Origin of the sequence: Clostridium sp. C8-1-8 (genome assembly GCF_009928445.1) — a bacterium.
Classification (GTDB): domain Bacteria; phylum Bacillota; class Clostridia; order Clostridiales; family Clostridiaceae; genus Clostridium_AR.
This window is the reverse complement of sequence record NZ_JAABNO010000027.1, coordinates 33,873-52,979: the sequence shown is the minus strand read 5'-3', so window position 1 is coordinate 52,979 and position 19,107 is coordinate 33,873. Positions and strand designations below refer to the sequence as shown.

Genomic DNA, 19,107 nt, shown 5'->3' with positions numbered 1-19,107 from the left:
TAATAATCATAGTATTAGAGTATTATTATTGTACAAGCAAGGTTACAAAAACTAAAATTATTTATTCTATTTAACTATAATCGTAGCATTACTGAGAAAGTTATATCATTTCCCTGACACTCAGCCCATATCCTGCCTCCATGAAGTTCAATGATATTTTTACATATGGCAAGCCCTAGTCCGCTTCCACTTACATTTTCAGAGGTTCTAGACTCATCTGCTCTATAAAACCTCTCGAAAAGTTTATCCAGTTTTTCTTTAGGTATATTATCACCTTTGTTTTTTATAGATATAAATGCATATTCCTCTTCCTTTTTTAAACTAACTGCTATATTAGTATTATAATAAGAGTACTTTATAGCATTTCCCAGTAAGTTTTCAAAAGCTCTAAGCATTTTATTTACATCCAAATCAACTTCTAGCTTTTCTTCAGTAAATCTTTTATAAACCATAAGCTCTCTTTCATCAAATAATGGCATAAGTTCCTCTATAAGTTGTGATAAGAATTCATTCAAATTCACTCTTTCCTTATAGAGAGTTACACCTTTATTATTTAACTTAGTATATTCGAAAAGATCTTCTATTAAAATCTTTATCTTCTCTGACTTGTTAAAAGCTATATTTAAATACTCTATCATCTGAGCTTCATCTTCATATTTTCCATCTTTAATAAGGCCTATATACCCCATAACTGAGGTAAGTGGAGTTCTAAGATCGTGAGATACATTAGTTATAAGCTCATTTTTTGTCTTTTCTGCCTTTCTTTCAGCTTCCATCCTATGCAGTATTTCAGAAGCCATGTAATTAATATTCTCAGCTAGATTATTAAGTTCATCTTTCCCTCTTCCCTCTATTCTAAACTTTAAATCTCCAGCTGCAATTTTTCTTAATCCTTCTGATATCTCTTCTATATACTTCATTTTTTTGTTTGTTATATATATAAAACTGGTAACAAATACAATCACAGCTATAATAATAGCCATTATAGAGTCCGAAGAATAAGTTTCGTTATATTCCATTCTTGCTTGTGGAGTTGCAAAAATGAATAAATACATCTTTTCATTCTGTATATCTAAAGGATAAAATATTACAAATTCCTTTCCTTCTGATTTGCTATAGCTACTAGATTTTTTAGAGTAAGTTTCCATAGCATACTTTATAGTAGCATAGACATCTACTGAGGTTTGCGTAACATTTGATGTCTTATATATTATTTTTCCATCTAAATCTGTCAATATTACCTTTTCATTAGAATCCGATCCATAAAATCTATCAACATTTTTCTTCATTGCATTAGAGTCAGTTGGGGATAAATCCTTAACATTTATAAGATAATTTGAAAATCTTTGAGCTCTATCCTGTATATCACTATCATCATAGACAAGTGTTGCGGTTTTATAACTATCTCTTAACATATCATTTGATATACCATAAGCAAACAATGCTATAACAAAGCATATCCCAAAAGTAACTACTAACTCAAATCTTATGCTCTTTTCCATCCTTGCCCTGAACATATTGAATATTATTCTAGCAGGCTTCATTATTCTCCAATGCCATATCCATCTAAGCAATCTAAATTTAAAGAATCTTCTATTTTTCAATTTTATATCCTACTCCCCAAACGGTTTTTATATATTTAGGTTTCCTTGGATTTTCCTCAAGTTTCTCTCTTATTTTCCTAATATGGACCATTACAGTATTATCGGATTGTATAAAGCTCTCATTCCAAACACTCTCATAGATATTTTCTATGGAAAACACCTTTCCCCTATTCTTTGCTAAAAGAGCAAATATATCAAATTCAATAGGAGTAAGCTTCACTTCCTTTCCACTAATATCAATTTCATGAGTATCTATGTTTATTGTCAAATCTTCTATCTCAATTATATTATCTTTAACTTTAGGAACTGAGTTGTTATTTAACTTTATATATCTTCTAAGCTGAGATTTTACTCTCGCAAGCAATTCCAAAGGATTAAATGGCTTAGTTAAGTAATCATCTGCTCCAGTAGTAAGACCAAATATTTTATCCATATCCTCACTTTTGGCAGATAGCATTATTATTGGTGTATTACGTTCCTCTCTTATCTTCATACAAGCACCTATACCATCAAGGTTTGGCATCATTACATCCAACACAATTAAGTCCACATGATTTTCTTCAAGCACTTTAAGGGCTTCATACCCATCAGATGCTTTTATAGTTTTAAAGCCATCATTTTTAAGGTAGATTTCTACTAAATCTCGTATTTCCTTTTCATCATCAACAATAAGTATAGTTTCTTTCTCCATAATATCTTACTCACCTCTTGTATATAATTTATAAAGTTCTATCTAAGACGCTATTTCCTAAAGTATTTTTTTAACCTCTAACTTTTCAAAACAAAGTTTTTGTTATATAAATTCTAACCATAAGCATACCATATATCTGTTATATTAATTATTTTTATTTTATTGTAATTAATATTAAGATTATATACATATAATTTTACTTTATATTCTCCCATTGCTAATTTTAAACTATTTTTCAGCTTATGTTTAGTAATACTGCTAAAATTAAGTAGTTATACAAAATATTCTATATTATTAAGTTACTTAAAATATTGGATAAATAATAGCTTAATTTCAACACAATACCTTAACAAATCTTTCTTTTATTATAAGGAAAATATCTTAATAATTATCTATTCAAATTCTTAATATTATCTTAAATCTACTAGTGCAAAATTCTTAGATAACCCTAGTTTTGGCCAGAGATACTTCACTTCAATCATTTAGCTTTTTTCGAAACTCTGTTGGTTTCTGAGCCAAGAATTTGAAAATACAAAATCATTATAAAGTGATGCATCTATAATCAAAGCATCGGATTACTGACCATTTAATTTCAAACTGGTACTTAAACAGATACTAAATAAAAAGCCATAACAGCTTATCATATCCTGTTATGACTTTTTATTTATGTTATTTTAAAATTATTATTGAAATTAAGTGTTTATGAAGGAGATGCTATATGAGCGAGCAATTAGCGCAAGCTAGAGATAAACTACTTCATATTGAAATTTATCAAAATAAAACTTCGCAGATTCATCGAAAGTTTTATTTTGAGTTCAAGGATTGAAGTAGTTTATCTATTCAGCTGATCAGATGTATCACTTCGATCCTTAAACCATTTTTAAAGCTCTCACGGGTTTTGGTGAGAAAATTTAAAAATATAAATTTTATTACGAAGTGATACATCTATAATCTAAGCATCGGATGACTAACCACTTAATTTCAACACGATATATTAAAAGTACTAATATTACAAATTTTATTCAATCATTTTAGATGTGCTAAACTTAAGCACGCTCTCGTAAGGATATTTCTATTATTCTATCTAACAAGCCGCTAAAACTTATATTCTTACCTGCTGCACTCTTTGGGAAAAGGCTATTTTTAGTCATTCCTGGTAGTGTGTTAACTTCTAATATATATGGAACTCCATCTTTAACTATCATATCAACTCTAGCATATACACTGCATTTTAGTGCCTTGTAAGTAGCTATTGCCATTTCTTCAACTTGCTTATGCAATGATGGCTCTAACTCAACTACAAACTCATCTGCCCCTCCATCAGAATACTTGGAAGCATAATCAAAGAATGATGACTTTGGCTTAATAGCTAAAACTGGGAACATCTCGTTATCTAATATAGGGCAAGTTATTTCATCACCCTTTATATACTTTTCAAGCATAACTTCTTTGTCCCATTTTAAAGCCTCAATAACTGCAGCTTCTATTTCTGATTTTTCTTTAACTACAAAAGTAGCAACTGATGACCCACCGTTATTTGGCTTTACCACCACTGGGTAGCCAAGTTGTTCTATCCTATTGTAGTCAATCTCTTCTACAGCAGACACATTAAACCAAGGTGCAGTTCTAATATCTCGTGACTTTAAGACCTTCTTGGTCATATCTTTATCCATACAAACAGCACTGCTTAAAGTGTCACATCCAGAGTAAGGTATTCCCATAGTTTGAAGGACCGCCTGAACTGTTCCATCTTCTCCAAATTTCCCATGTAAAGCAAGTAGAGCAAAATCTATATCTTTAACTTTAGTAAATAAGTCTTCCTTGCTGTCAATTACAACTGGTATAATCTCATACTTATCTTTGTCCAAATTTGCCAATATAGATTGTCCGCTATTCAAAGAAACTTCTCTTTCTGAGGATATTCCCCCCATTATAACTCCGACTCTCATTATAATCCCTCCAAAGACATCAGTATTTTTTATATTCTACAGGAATCACACCTAATAGAAAGCTTAAGTTATAAAAAATCCACTGAATTTTTTCACACCTGCCTTTCCCAATATATATAAGGAAAATGTGACAGACTATATAATCCACTAAATAATAAAATAACTTAATCCTACTTTAATCTTCTTAGAATATAAAAAATATATATCTATAAATATAATCAAACCTTGTTAATTATATCACTTTAATTAAATTGATTAAAGGTGTTATGTAATTCATAACTCAACTATTTAATTTATTAATGCTAGTAAATCCCAAAAGACAACTATTGTCGAACAACTATAAATTAACTATGCATATAAAATCTAGCTTATCTCATATATGTCTGAGAATTCAATATTAATTCTCTCAATCCTATTATCCTCATTTGTTATAATTATTGGCGACTGTTGTATCTCTTTAATTTTTAATATCGGAATGTCTACTATGAATTCGCTTCCTTCATTTAAGATACTTTTAGCAGTTACAGCCCCCCCATGAAGCTCAACCAAAGACTTTACTAAGGAAAGTCCTATGCCACTACCTTCATGCTCTCTTGCCAAAGACTTGTCCACTTGTCTAAACCTCTCAAATATTATATCTAACTGATCCTCAGGGATACCTTTCCCACTATCTCTTACAGATATCCTAACGCTATCTCCCCATAATTCCATTAGCACAAAAATCTTACCGTTGTTATCTGTAAACTTTATGGCGTTAGATAGAAGGTTTAATATTATCCTTTCTATTTTATCTGGATCACAATATATATATAACTCCTCAATGTAGGTATCAAAAATTACCTCTATACCTTTGTTTTCTGCATAAGTTACTACAGACATAGTTATGTCTTCTATAATCTTAACCACATCATACATGCCGCAATTTAGCTTTAAATATCCAGCATCTATTTTTGTTATGTCTATCAAATTATTTATAAGCCTTAAAAGTCTATAGCAATTTTGTCTTAGAACATTGCTATATTTATCATAAGGTAATCTTATTTCATTTTGATCATTCCTATACAAATCTAATACTTGTATAACAGAGAATATAACATTTATAGGAGTCCTTAGCTCGTGAGATATATTAGCAAAAAACTCTGTTTTCAATTGATCATATTGAAGTGTTTCATCTAACTTTTTTCTATCCTTTTCATGTTCTTCCTTAAGTTCAATAATCTTTTTCTTCTCAGTTATGTCTCTAGCCAAACAGATTATCTTTGTAAGCTCCCCATCTTCAATTAATGGAGAATAATTTACTTCCAAGTACCTAGCTTCTCCATAGAAGGAAAAAGAAACTTCATGCCCTCTAACTATAAGCCCCTCATTCAAGTATTTAATTATATTAATTTCACTTTCATAGTCTATATCATCAAATACTTGTTTTAAATATCTATTTAGTATACTATCTCTAGTCTTTCCTAAAAGTTCACACATTGCTGGATTAACATCAGTTATTCTTAAAGTCTTAGAGTCAAGAACATATATCATATCAGGACACATATTAAATATCTCTGTATACTTTCGTTCGCTCTCCTTAAGTTCCTTTTCAGCTAACTTCTTATATGTTATATTTCTAGCACTTATAATAGCTCCATCAATATCCCCATTCTCCTCAACTGGATTGATAACATAATTAACATAAATATATGTATTTTGTCCTGACTCCATCTTACACTCATTTGTAACTGTTTTATTTTGCTGAAAGCAAAGCTTTATGTCACCTAGTACCTTATCTATATCAGCTTCAACAACATTATGAACCCAAGGTACCCTCTTATACTCTTCATAATTACCTCCAAAAAGATTCGTATATGATGGTGAACAATAATCTATTCTTCCCTCAACATCAATCTTACATATTAAGTCATGTACGCTATCAGTAATCTGTCTAAACTTCTTCTCACTTTTCTGAAGCTGCAAAGACATATCTATAAAATCAGTATTATCATTCATAATGCCTAAATATAAAGTTTTGCCATCTACTATTAATTCACTAACATATGTATTAAAATAAAAAATTTTATTTGGCCCTCTAAGCTTACTTTCACCAGACCATTTCTTTTGTACATCTACAACCTTACTAATCTTATCCATTGAATATTTTTTATTCTTCACTGTAATTACTTCATCAACGTTTTTACCTATTATATTTTCAGAGCCATAGTTTGATTTAACGAAATTTTCAACTGCAGTATTAGCATAATGAATAGTTGAATCTCTATCCAGTATAAAAACGTAATTAGGTGTTTCCTCAAGAATTTTATAATACTTAAGGATATCCTTTTTAAATTCATTTGATTCTTTCGCTGAATCTGCAACTTCTTTATATCTTTCCTTAAGACATATGCATACACCTATTATAACTACAGAAACCGAAAGAAAAAAATAGATATCCGCAAAATAGAAAAGAACAGTTTTTCTTCCCAGATCACAATATGTATAAATGTTATAGAATAGTTCTAAGAGCGTAGATACTATAAGAAACCCTACCATAGGCTCTTTATAATCTTGTTCTTTCCTAACCAGTACTATAATCAAAACTAATATAATCAATAGGTTTAATAAGCTTATAGCACTTTTCCCATAGGAAGTTAGATTACATATGTAGGGATATACAACTTTAACATCTAAACAATACAAAATAGCGCCTATTATTAAACTTATGCCAGAGTATAGTTTTAGTTTCTTCCCATTCATATTTGTAGTTATGTCATCATTAAAAATACAAAAGATTAGGCCAGAGGCCCCTATTAGGTTAGTAATTGTGTATTTTGTACAAATAAAATCTTGGTTATACATATCGAAGATGCTATTTCCACTTCTCAGAACATCCATAGCTTCCATAATCTTCACTCCAAAAAACACCATTAAGAATAAGCCACAGAATAAAATATAACTTTGTTTAACTGTATCGAAATATATCAAGATTGCCAAAGCTGCAGTAAGGGTCAATATTGCTTCAGCGAGTATTATTCCATCACTATATGATTTTGATATTTTTGTTTCTACACTAGAACCATATTGTAAAAGAATTAGAAAAATGAATGTCATATAAATACTAAAATATGAAATATGCCTTTCTTGGCTTTTGTGATTCATTTTTATTATCCTTCCCCTAAACTTATAAATTTTTATAACTTATATCTCTTGCCACAATAATTTTACCTGTTATATTATCATTTTCAAAAATTAAGTCTGCTATTGATTCAGTCCAAATGTACTTTCCATTATTTTGCTTAATCCTATGTACTATAGGAACTGTATCATTCTTTTTCAAACTAATTAGAATCTTTGCCTTTATAATATCTTCTGGATGTGTAATTGTAAAAAAGCTTGTTCCAATTATCTCTTCCTCATTAAAACCAGTTAGAGAAAAAAATGACTTTGATACATAACTAATTCTTCCCTCTATATCAACTATTAACAATATATCTTTTATATTTTCTTCAATTAAAAAATAGGACTGTAGAAAGTCGCTCATATTCCTCAAATCATTATCCTTACTACATTCATTTTCCTGTTCTTCTACTTCTATATTAGCCAATTCATCCTTGGATACCACTCCAATATCCTCTTGTTTAATACTGGAATAGGCATCTCTAACTCTTTTACTCCATAATAGACCTATATTGCCTATATGCATTACTAAAATCAGTAGTATTATTACCTCGGAACCAATCATATATATTGATTTATTATCACTGGAAAAAAAACTATAACTCTTAGCAAAAATCGGTAATATTAAGTAATATAACACCTTATGTGAATACTTATCTTTATTATTACATGCCATACAAACAATTAATGCTATAACATTTACTAAAACTGTATCTATTATGGTCACAATAATTCTCTGTTCTGATAAATATACGAATTTTGGTAACAACAAATATATATCAACTAAAACTGTCCCACCTCCTAAAAAAAAGGCTACTACAAGTATTAATATACTTTTCTTCATTGTAGGCATAAATTTATATCTACTAAACTTAATTGAAAGTAATATCGTTAACGGCCTTAAGATAGTTCCAAAAACAAATGGATATTTGACATTACTTAATTCCAATACACTGCTTACATTATTTACATTTAACCTTAATAGAACCGCTCTAACCATAAACTCAAAACAAAAGTATACTATGGAAAAACAAATTGTCAAAAACATAATGTTGTCTTCTTGAGAAATGTATAAAAAACATAAGTATATACATATTAAACAAGCAAAAACTATTAATAATCTTATAGAAATAAATACTTCATTAAAGTTATAATCCTTATACTTATTAAATATATTTATTGATATTACAAAGGCTATGGTTAGTAGTATCATCATAATATCTTGTAACCCTACATATTTTGATATTTTTCTATATTTATCTATAAGATAATCCATATTATTATACCACCTAATACATAAAATGTAATTTACTTATTAATTATACTATTTTATATAATATTTTGAAAAATTTAAATATCGCAATTATCGCTATTTAATTGTTTGTTTTTATTGAAGTGTCCTTAGTATTTTAATTTAATAATAGTAAAAGATATAATTCAGCTTCTAATTCTGATTATTCACTCTTAATACCTCAAAAATTATCATATTTTTATTATTATTGTATGTTTTTGTAACTATCTTAATATTCATATGTTTAATTGTAAAAATATATCACAGACAACCTTCTTCAGTAAGTTTTTTCCGCATCTCCCTCCCCTAACGAACATTGGGAAGATCCACAAAAAAAAACATGTATATCAGGACTTCTACCTCCGTCTATACATGCTAACCTATACTTATATTATTTTTTAGTTGTACTCTTATAATATTTACACATTCCCTTAATAGGGCATATATCACACTTAGGATTTCTAGCTGTGCAACATCTTCTTCCATGAAATATAAGAAGATGATGAGCAAGCGACCATTCTTTTTTAGGCAATTCCTTCTGAAGCTGCATTTCAACTTCGTATACATCCTCAGATTTGGCAAGACCAATCCTATTAGATACTCTAAAAACATGTGTATCAACTGCTATAGATGGTACTCCAAAAGCATTTGAAAGCACCACATTAGCAGTTTTTCTTCCAGCACCGGCCAATGAAGTTATGCCTTCCATGGTTTTAGGTACTTCCCCATTGTAATTCTCTTTGAGCTGCCTGCACATCATCATTATATTCTTTGCTTTATTCCTATAAAGTCCTATTTGCTTTATTCTTTCCTCTAATTCTTCTTGAGAGATTTTCAAAAATTCATCTACTGTTGGATATTTTTCAAATAGATCTTTAGTGACTTCATTAACCTTTTTATCTGTGGTTTGAGCAGAAAGTATTGTAGCTACAAGCAGTTGAAAAGGAGTACCATAATTCAGTTCACACTGTGCATCTGGATATTCTTCTTTTAATATTTCTAATATATTTTTAGTACTTTTCTTCATTTTTGCATCTCCTATTTTTAAAGCCTACAATTCGTTCTTTATATTCTTCTAAATACGGTGAATTAAATTTATACTTGGAAATATCCATGTGTTTATATAAAGCTTTTCTAATTAGTGTATTTCTTATTAAAATATTTTTCCCTCTCCATCCACAAGAGGAATTTTTAAAAGTAGCTTTAAACTCTGAGTTATTAATATTTATTATATTATCCTCATTATTATCTTCCATAAAGCTCAATGGATAAAACTCTTCAACAGGTGATAAATTTATATGCTCGTTAAAAGGACATCCTTTTTGACAGCTATCACATCCAAACACTCGCCCGTTCATTAAAGGAAAAAAGCTATCATCAATGTCTTTCTTTTGAGTTATGTAAGACATACAGATGTTAGGGTTCTTACTATATGAATTTATAGACTTTGTGGGACAGCTTATATAACACGCTCTACAATTGCCACATTCTTCAAAATCCTTCATATCCTCAAAGGTTCTTCTTGTGGATTGAGGTATAACCAAATCAGTTATTATTTCTCCTAAAAACACATAAGAACCATATTTCTTAGTAATTATCATATTATTTCTACCTACAAAACCTACGCCTGCAAGATAAGCTATATATCTTTCTGGCAAAGTATTGCTATCAGTAAAAGCAATAGCATTTCCTCCTAAGCTATTTATAAATCCCACTATCTTTTCTAAGTAGCTATATACTACGCTATGATAATCCTTGCCTCTAGTATACAAAGAAAATCCATTGTCTGTATAATCCTTATCATGCAGATAAGGGAAAGCTATAGATACTATAGTCTTTCCCTCACTCATATAATGATTTGGATTTATTCTTTTTTCTATATCTTTTTCTTCGAATTCATTCTCTAAACCCTTGGCTTTTCTTTCGCTATAAAAGCTTCTTAACTCTTCATAAACTCTACACTGTGCAAAGCCAATTGAATCAAGTCCAAGAGAAGCACAGTACTTTATTATTTCATTTGATAAATCCATAATATTAAATCACCATATTATTATATATTTTCTTTCTTCTTCCCCTATAATCTTCAATCTCGATTATGGGAGTATTTTTCACTATAAATCTCGCTGGTATTCCAACTGCTGTAGCTCCCGCTGGAACAGCTTCAAGTACTACAGAATTCGCACCAATCTTTGCTCCATCTCCAACAGTTATAGGTCCAAGAACCTTAGCACCTGCTCCTATAACTACATTATCTCCAACGGTAGGATGCCTTTTACCCTTATCTTTTCCAGTACCACCAAGAGTAACTCCATGATATATTACAACATCGTTGCCTATAACACTAGTTTCTCCTATGACTACCCCCATACCATGATCTATAAATAAGCCTTTGCCTATTTTAGCCCCTGGATGTATTTCTATACCTGTAAAAAGTCTTACTACTTGAGATATTAGTCTTGCTATAAAGAACATTTTTCTTTTGTAAAACCAACTAGATACTCTGTGTCCATTAACTGCATGAACACTTGGATAAAGTAGTAAAACTTCAAGCCAGCTTCTAGCTGCTGGGTCATTTTCAAGTATCTTTTTTATATCGTATCTAAGGTTCTTAAACAATTGTTATCACACCTTTATATTATTCATATAGGCCCATTGAAAGATATTTTTCTCCTCCATCTGGTGCTACAACTAAAATCTTTTTACCTGGTCCATACTCTTTTGCTAATTCTAATGCAACATGAAGTGCACCACCTGAAGATATGCCTATAAGTACTCCTTCGTTAGCTCCAAAGTTTCTTGCTGCTGCAAATGAATCTTCCTCCTTAACTTGAACTACCTTATCTACAACATCACTGTTATAGATTTCAGGAACAAATCCAGCTCCTATACCTTGAATCTTGTGTGGTCCTGGAGCACCTCCAGAGATTACAGGTGACTTTTCAGGTTCAACTGCTACTACTGTAACATCACTCTTTAACTCTTTTAACTTCTTACCAACTCCAGATATTGTTCCACCAGTTCCAACTCCAGCTACAAATACATCTATATCTGGTAGATCTTTAACTATTTCTTCTGCAGTAGTTGCATAGTGTTTTTCTGGGTTAGCTACATTTAAGAATTGTTGTGGCATGAAATAGCCTTTTTCTTTAACTAATTCTTCTGCTTTAGCAATAGCTCCCTTCATTCCCTTAGCACCTTCTGTTAGTACAAGTTCTGCACCATAAGCTTTAATTAAGTCTCTTCTTTCTTTACTCATTGTTTCTGGCATTACTATTACAACTTTATATCCTTTTAGCTTTCCAATCATAGCTAAAGCTATTCCGGTATTACCGCTTGTAGGTTCTACTATAGTATCTCCAACCTTTAGTAATCCTAAGCTTTCAGCTTTTTCTATCATTCCATAAGCCGCTCTATCTTTTACACTTCCACCTGGATTAAATTTCTCTAACTTTACATATACTTCTGCGGAATTCTCTCCTGTTAAAGTGTTTACCTTCAATACTGGTGTGTTTCCAAGTAACTCTAATGCATTATTGAATATCATATCTCTCTACCTCCAAAATTATAATTTATTCTTTTAGATACCCCTAATAATTTATATATTTATATCAAAGATAACTGCTATAAATAAGTATAAGTTATCTTTTTATACCTTTGACTTTTTATAGTTATTGAAATAGTCTTACTTTTTTATCCCTTCACTTATAATTGCTACTAAGCCTTATAAGCATACTTGCCTATAACTTTATCTAAGAAAACATTCATAAAGAATAAAAAAAAACCTCATCTCCTTATTAGAGACGAAGTAAACTCCGCGATTCCACTCTACTTAGATATAAAATCTCACTCATAAAAAGCACTATCATGCTTCCTTGCTATAACGGGCATTCCCGAGGACACCTACTAAAAATTTCGGCTACCAGCTCCAAAGCGCACTTCTCATAAAATCCAAGTAGAAGATTCACACCATCTCTTCCTCTCTGAAACCTTCATTTATGATACTTTACTTTTTCCTTGCATTTAAAGTTGAGTATTTTGATAAGATTAATCTTAATTTTATTATATGCCATTTGCATTAAATGTCAACTAAATTTTAAATAATATTAAACAGCTTTTTTCACTTTCTTTCTCCAGGTTGGAAGTAAGAATTCATCCACAATATCATGAATTAAAACTATGCCTACAAGTCTATCTTCCTCATCTGTAACAGGTACAGATAACAGATCATATTTGGTTATTAATTCGATGGCTTCATCAATATGCAGATCATACTTGATACTAATAACACTTCTATCCATTATATCCTTAAGCTTTGTTTCACTACTACTAATAAGTAAATCTCTTATAGGTACAGCACCTAAAAGCTTTTCCAATTCATCTGTAATATAAATATAATGCATAACTTCATCATCTGGTTTCATTTCTCTTAATAGCTCTATTGTTTCCTTTATTGTTATATCTATATTTACAGATATAAAATCTTTATTCATAATACTACCAACAGTCTCATCTTCATATGCTAAAAGCTCTTTTACTTCAGCCGCATCTTCTGATTCCAATGATACTAGCACCTTTTCTCTTTCTTCCTCATTGAGTCCGTCTAAAAGATCTGCTATCTCATCGTTAGGCATATTTTCAAGTATCTCTGCTGTCTTTGATACACTTAAATCTCTTATTATAGATCCCTTAAATTCTGGTTCTATCTCTTCCAATGCATCTGCTACCAAGTCATCATCTAAATTTTCAAATACTTGTTTTCTTTGCTTCTCATCAAGATCTTCTAATATATCTGCTAAATCAGCAGGGTGCAAAGTAGATAGCTTTTTATAAGGCACTGAAAGCTGTAAGCTATCCTTTATTATTTCTAAGGTTTCAACATCATCCCACATCAAAGATTGATCAGTGGCTTCTTTATTCATTAATTTAAGTAAAGTTTTTGCAAAGCCTTCAATTCCCATTCTTCTATATCTAGCAATTTGACCTGCTTCCACAGCAACAACTCTGTACTCTCCTGCAATTTCCGCAATCCTTAAATCATTCACTCTTACTACTTTTTTTCCGTTTATATCAACTATTTTTTTATCTAAAAGATTTTGAGTTAGTAAATAGGTATATTTTCTTGGCAATATCTCTTTACTTCCTCTGGTCTCTATTCGTAGTTTTCCACTATCTTTTAAATAAAAATCTATATTTCTAAACTCATAATCAAACACTGAGCCATCTCTCTTTATCTTGTACCCAATAATTCTTGGATAGCCATCTTCTGTTGTAACATATACGTCCTTTAGGATTCCAAGGATATCGTCAAACTCATCGTATACCTTTTTATTTAATATAGAACTATAAAGAATTACAGCTAATCTTTTCATTCTTCTACCTCCCTCAGAAATCAATGAGGGCATAGCTAGAGCTATACTTTAGAATATGTTAAAATTTTGCTGAAGCCACTCATTGTTTATTATTTTATTCAATTGTCCTTGCGACCTACTATGAGGGCCACTCTCCATCTAATTTCACCACCTGATAATCAATCATTTATTGTTATGATTTCACTAAATTTACAATATTATTACCAATATACTGTCTTTTAACTTTCATAGACAGTAAAAAAGAGCCCTAAGGCTCTAAAATTCAACTAAATACCGCTAACAACGTTGAGTTTTAGCACTACAAGACTTAAGACCTATGGTCTAGCTACATTAAGTTATACCTTGATTCGATAAAACCTGTTGACCCATTGGCATCTCTCGATGTTTCCGGGCAGTAGCATGCATTCTTGTAGGAGCCTCACCTAACAATTAAATTTTCATTTATAAAATAATATTAATAGTACTTTATACATTAATATTATATTACTTTAAGCCCATTTTGCAACCTATAATGTCTAAATTTCCAAAATTATTTTATATATCATTACTTTTTGTAAAATATCGCAAGAAATCTTCAATTTGCTTCATATTCTTCCATTTGACTTTTGACACTTTTATTTTTTTCACCATTATGATAATATAACTTAGTGATATAAAGATATGATACTCTATGTGTGTTTATAAATGTTATATCAAGCAAAATCATGAATCTAAAATCCATACTTATTTAGGATATTTTAGTTCATCAAATGATTGTTTGCTAACCAGCAAAATATCTATTAAGGAGTTTTGTAATGAATCTATCAAAAGAATTTTTACCTATTAATAAAGAAGATTTAAAACGACGTAATATAGAACAATTAGATTTTATAATAGTTACAGGCGATGCCTATGTTGATCATCCTTCCTTTGGTACAGCCATAATTGGAAGAACCTTAGAGGCAAACGGATTTACTGTAGGGGTTATTCCTCAGCCAAACTGGCATGACTCTGAAGATTTCAAAGCTTTAGGAAGACCTAAATATGGATTCCTTGTAAACTCAGGAAATATCGACTCCATGGTAAATCACTATACTGCAGCTAAAAAGAAAAGAAGAGATGATTTTTACTCTCCAGGTGGTGAAGCAGATCATAGACCTGACAGAGCAGTCATCGTATATTGCAATAGAATAAGAGAAGCCTTCAAGGACATTCCTATTATAATTGGTGGTATAGAAGCCTCATTGAGAAGATTTGCTCATTATGATTATTGGGATGATAAAGTAAGAAGAAGCATACTGGTGGATTCTAAGGCAGATCTTTTGAGCTATGGTATGGGAGAGAAAACCATCGTTCAAATAGCTAATCTCTTATCCTATGGAATGGAAGTAAAAAAGATTGCTGATGTAAGAGGAACTTGTTATTTAACTAAGGATATAACTAACCTTAAAGACTATGTTATAGTTCCTTCCTTTGAAGAAACTATGTCAAGTAAAGAAGCTTATGGACAGAGCTATAAACTAGAATCCTACGAACAAGATCCAATAATAGGAAAGACTGTAATCCAGCCACATGGTGACAGATACCTTGTTCAGAACCCGCCTCAACTGCCATTGACTGAAGAAGAGATGGATATAACGTATAATCTACCTTATACACGAACTTATCATCCTATATATGAAGCTAAGGGTGGGATTCCTGCTATAAACGAAGTTAAGTTTTCTATTACCAGCCATAGGGGATGTTATGGTTCTTGCTCCTTTTGTGCATTAACCTTCCACCAAGGAAGAATAATACAAAACAGAAGTGGTGAATCAATAGTTGATGAAGCTAAGCTCTTAACCACATTAGATGATTTTAAAGGCTATATACATGACATTGGCGGTCCTACCGCTAACTTTAGACATAAGTCCTGTAAAAAGCAAGAAAAGTTCGGAACATGTAAAGACAAACAGTGTATGTTTCCAAAGCCTTGTAAGAATCTTATAGTTGACCATAGCGAATACTTAAGCGTACTAAAAAGGGTTAGAACTCTTCCTGGAATAAAAAAAGTGTTTATCCGTTCAGGAATAAGATATGATTATTTAATTGAAGATAAAAATAATGAGTTTTTCTCAGAGCTTTGTAAGCATCATATAAGCGGTCAGCTAAAGGTTGCACCTGAGCATGTAAGTGATAAAGTTTTAGCCCAAATGGGCAAACCCACAAGAGAAGTATATGATAAATTTGTAAAGAAATACTTCCAAGTAAATGAAAAGATAGGAAAGAAACAATTTTTGGTTCCTTATCTTATGAGTTCTCATCCTGGAAGTGATCTAAAGGCTGCAATTGAGCTTGCACTTTACATAAAAGATATGGGATATACACCTGAACAAGTACAAGACTTTTATCCAACTCCAGGAAGTATATCTACTACTATATACTATACCGGTGTTAACCCTTTCACAGGTGAAAAAGTTTATACGCCAAAAACTCAAGAAGAAAAGAATATGCAAAGAGCACTACTTCAATTTGCTGTTCCAAAAAATCATGGTTTAGTAAAGAAAGCGTTGCTAAAGGCTGGACGTGAAGACCTTATAGGAAAAGATAAAAACTGCCTTATAGATTGGACTCCTGCTAAGGAAAGAAATCATAAGTCTAATAGTAATAAGAGTCATAATAATAGTTCTAAGTCAAAAAATAATCATGAATCTGAAAAAAACTTAGGCAACGGAGATAAAGCTCAAAGAAAATCTACTACTTCAAGTACAAAGAAAAAGCTAAATAATAGTAATAACAGTCCATCAAGGAATAAAAGAGTACACTAAAACTTTATAAATTCCTAAAGAACGAAAAACATCACTGAAGTCATCTTCTTCAGTGATGTTTTTCCGTATCTGCATTTCCAAATCCATATGAGAAAACCTAGCTAGCGAATAAGTTTTTTTACTGTATTTGCCTGACATGCTATTCTAATCCCTTAAATTACTACTTCTTAAATAATCCCAATGAATAGTTAAATACTAATACTGTTAGTAGCTCACTTATAATTGAATAGGGATATATATATACTCCAGAAAGCTTTAACATACTTTCTAATATTATAATTATTGAAATAATTATAAGGAGTCTAAGACCTTGTTTATTAACAAATCTCCTATCCATATGAACTATTGAAAGAACCAATATTGTCATGGGGCTTATAATAAATATTAAAGCAGGAATCAGTTCCTGACTAAGGCTGATTACATAACCAAAACTTAAAGATATACTCAAAGTAGGCTCATATATTATAATTGTCAAAAAGTACATTATTGTATATATTACTAGAATTCCATAACTAATAGAAAACTTTAATTTTTCGCTTCTTCTAAATATATAATATGCTGTAAATAAAATTGCTGGTATATAGATATATTGAAGAAAAGTTACGTATTTTATATAGTATATATACTTTTGATCCTGAATAATGGCGAATAAAATCAATATTACATATCTTACAATCATTAAACTAATCACCAATAATGATATAAGTTTAATCTTAATAGGTGCAGTCTTTAATAGCTTGTCTAATATAAAAACACATAAAAAAATTATAAGTAATAATATTACAAAGTATAGATACACGCCCACCATATCACACCTCTTAATATCTTGGTTCCTTCTTTAATCTCAATAAATAAGTTATAATAACTATTCATGCTATAAAGTCTTTAGAAACTCTTACTTATAATTTATTATGTTATAATCTATTTTATGCCTAAAACCTTTATTCCACCTTCTATACACTGTAAATGTAGCGGAAATCCTGGTCCTTTTTCACCATCTATATCAGTAACTATATCCTCATCAGTTTCTATAGTCAATTCCTTCGTTTTATAGTATATAACCTTAGGATCATCTAGATGTTCACCTCTTATAACTCTTATAAACAAAGGTATTAGATCTTTTATTGATACAGCCTTAAATATTATTACATCTAAATATCCGTCCATAACATCTGCACGAGTAGCTAAATTAAAATTACCTGCAGTCTGACCATTAAATACTAACATTAGATACATATATCCATCGTATTCAAGCTCCTTTGATGAAATCTTCACCTTTAGCTTTCTAAAGTTAGGTAATTGTTCAAGTCCCTTTAAATAATATGCTAATTTACCTATCATATTTTTTAGATTTTCATCTGTCTTTTGCGAAACATCGGTAAATAAACCAGTACTTGCTACATTTATAAAGTATTTATCATTAATTTTCCCTATATCTACTGGAGTAGGTTCACTTTCTAATATCCTCTTACAGGCTTCCCCTACCGCTGATGGTATATCTAAAAATTTTGCAAAATCATTTGCTGTTCCTACTGGCAATATTCCAATTGGTAAATCTATATTTTTTGCTTTCATGGCATTAACTAGAGAATCTACAGTACCATCTCCACCAGCTACTAAAATATAATAATAATCTTCATCAATATCGTGCAAAGCTTCCGATATATCAGACTCTTTATTTATTCTATAAGGAACAATTATATAACCATATTTTTGGTGGATTCTTATAACTTTATCTAATTCGTCTAAAATGACATTCTCCCCTGAAAATGGATTATATATAAACTTTACCTTTTTCATGAATACCTCCATAACAACGTATGTAAACTTTTCTCATTTCTTACATCATATTCTTGCAAATTCAATCATTAAACATTATAGCAGAATTATAATCGTATGTCGAGGTTGTCCTAAACACTTATAATTATGCCATTTAGCCAATAAACTCTAATTTTGCCCTAATGATGCTGTTTATAAAAAATAAATATTTTTCACAATACAAATACATCAGCACCTGGCAACCTCTTACATTATATACCGTTTTATAGTTATTTTGTATATTATGCACAAAATAAATTTAAATAGAAACTTTGCAACAAAAAATACAATATACACATGTAGTAAAAATAATAATATTGCAAAGAATTATATATATTATAGCCAATTTCTAGATTATTATAGATTTTCATAGTGTCCAACTGTCATTTTGTTAATAAAATAACTAAAAATAACTGAATATATGTATTTTCTCTGGAATA

The 19,107-nt window shown here is 30.4% G+C and carries 12 protein-coding genes, 1 riboswitch and 1 other annotated feature; of the genes, 1 reads left to right on the top strand and 11 read right to left on the bottom strand.

From position 1 onward, the window contains the following. Positions 1-74: 74 nt before the first annotated feature. The 10 genes from GXK57_RS21015 to GXK57_RS20970 form a co-directional block, all read right to left on the bottom strand. Entirely contained in the window at positions 75-1,604 is a 1,530-nt protein-coding gene (locus GXK57_RS21015; protein ID WP_243156484.1) for an ATP-binding protein, read from the bottom strand. Then, on the bottom strand, positions 1,594-2,295 hold the full coding sequence (locus GXK57_RS21010; protein WP_160679985.1) for a response regulator transcription factor: 702 nt from the start codon (positions 2,293-2,295) through the stop codon (positions 1,594-1,596). Before GXK57_RS21010 ends, GXK57_RS21015 begins: the two co-directional genes overlap by 11 nt. Positions 2,296-3,341: 1,046 nt before the next feature. Beyond that, the gene (locus GXK57_RS21005) at positions 3,342-4,244 is read right to left on the bottom strand and encodes a D-alanine--D-alanine ligase (protein ID WP_160679984.1); all 903 of its coding nucleotides are present in this window, start codon (positions 4,242-4,244) and stop codon (positions 3,342-3,344) included. Between the two features lie 363 nt (positions 4,245-4,607). Continuing rightward, positions 4,608-7,385 carry a PAS domain-containing sensor histidine kinase gene (locus tag GXK57_RS21000; RefSeq protein ID WP_160679983.1) on the bottom strand — a complete coding sequence of 926 codons (2,778 nt, stop codon included), beginning with the start codon at positions 7,383-7,385 and terminating at the stop codon, positions 4,608-4,610. A gap of 22 nt (positions 7,386-7,407) precedes the next feature. Beyond that, positions 7,408-8,679, bottom strand: a complete 1,272-nt coding sequence (locus tag GXK57_RS20995) for a PAS domain S-box protein (protein WP_160679982.1) — start codon at positions 8,677-8,679, stop codon at positions 7,408-7,410. Positions 8,680-9,085: 406 nt separating this feature from the next. After that, positions 9,086-9,721, bottom strand: a complete 636-nt coding sequence (gene nth / locus GXK57_RS20990) for an endonuclease III (protein ID WP_160679981.1) — start codon at positions 9,719-9,721, stop codon at positions 9,086-9,088. Then, positions 9,705-10,724, bottom strand: a complete 1,020-nt coding sequence (gene queG, locus GXK57_RS20985) for a tRNA epoxyqueuosine(34) reductase QueG (RefSeq protein WP_160679980.1) — start codon at positions 10,722-10,724, stop codon at positions 9,705-9,707. Before queG ends, nth begins: the two co-directional genes overlap by 17 nt. A gap of 4 nt (positions 10,725-10,728) precedes the next feature. Beyond that, entirely contained in the window at positions 10,729-11,310 is a 582-nt protein-coding gene (gene epsC / locus GXK57_RS20980; protein WP_160679979.1) for a serine O-acetyltransferase EpsC, read from the bottom strand. A gap of 19 nt (positions 11,311-11,329) precedes the next feature. Next, positions 11,330-12,238 (bottom strand): cysteine synthase A, encoded by a 909-nt coding sequence (gene cysK / locus GXK57_RS20975; RefSeq protein ID WP_160679978.1) that lies wholly within the window; start codon positions 12,236-12,238, stop codon positions 11,330-11,332. 249 nt (positions 12,239-12,487) lie between these two features. Further along, positions 12,488-12,718 (bottom strand) — a binding site (T-box leader). A 79-nt stretch (positions 12,719-12,797) separates the two neighbouring features. Beyond that, positions 12,798-14,063, bottom strand: coding sequence for a CBS domain-containing protein (locus GXK57_RS20970; protein WP_160679977.1), 1,266 nt, complete (start codon positions 14,061-14,063; stop codon positions 12,798-12,800). Between the two features lie 272 nt (positions 14,064-14,335). Then, a riboswitch (M-box (ykoK) riboswitch) is annotated at positions 14,336-14,500 on the bottom strand. A 357-nt stretch (positions 14,501-14,857) separates the two neighbouring features. On the opposite strand from GXK57_RS20970, the gene GXK57_RS20965 reads away from it, so the two are divergent. Next, on the top strand, positions 14,858-16,849 hold the full coding sequence (locus GXK57_RS20965) for a YgiQ family radical SAM protein (RefSeq protein WP_160679976.1): 1,992 nt from the start codon (positions 14,858-14,860) through the stop codon (positions 16,847-16,849). Between the two features lie 921 nt (positions 16,850-17,770). On the opposite strand, the gene GXK57_RS20960 is transcribed toward GXK57_RS20965, so the two are convergent. Beyond that, positions 17,771-18,649 (bottom strand): YegS/Rv2252/BmrU family lipid kinase, encoded by an 879-nt coding sequence (locus GXK57_RS20960; protein WP_128215329.1) that lies wholly within the window; start codon positions 18,647-18,649, stop codon positions 17,771-17,773. Positions 18,650-19,107: the final 458 nt, after the last annotated feature.

Coding starts and splice junctions, on each gene's coding strand:
- GXK57_RS21005 (WP_160679984.1), bottom strand. CDS start 4,244: ATGAGAGTCGGAGTTATAATGGGGGGAATATCCTCAGAAAGAGAAGTT.
- GXK57_RS20965 (WP_160679976.1), top strand. CDS start 14,858: ATGAATCTATCAAAAGAATTTTTACCTATTAATAAAGAAGATTTAAAA.
- GXK57_RS20960 (WP_128215329.1), bottom strand. CDS start 18,649: ATGAAAAAGGTAAAGTTTATATATAATCCATTTTCAGGGGAGAATGTC.
- GXK57_RS20970 (WP_160679977.1), bottom strand. CDS start 14,063: ATGAAAAGATTAGCTGTAATTCTTTATAGTTCTATATTAAATAAAAAG.
- GXK57_RS21000 (WP_160679983.1), bottom strand. CDS start 7,385: ATGAATCACAAAAGCCAAGAAAGGCATATTTCATATTTTAGTATTTAT.
- nth (WP_160679981.1), bottom strand. CDS start 9,721: ATGAAGAAAAGTACTAAAAATATATTAGAAATATTAAAAGAAGAATAT.
- queG (WP_160679980.1), bottom strand. CDS start 10,724: ATGGATTTATCAAATGAAATAATAAAGTACTGTGCTTCTCTTGGACTT.
- cysK (WP_160679978.1), bottom strand. CDS start 12,238: ATGATATTCAATAATGCATTAGAGTTACTTGGAAACACACCAGTATTG.
- GXK57_RS20995 (WP_160679982.1), bottom strand. CDS start 8,679: ATGGATTATCTTATAGATAAATATAGAAAAATATCAAAATATGTAGGG.
- GXK57_RS21010 (WP_160679985.1), bottom strand. CDS start 2,295: ATGGAGAAAGAAACTATACTTATTGTTGATGATGAAAAGGAAATACGA.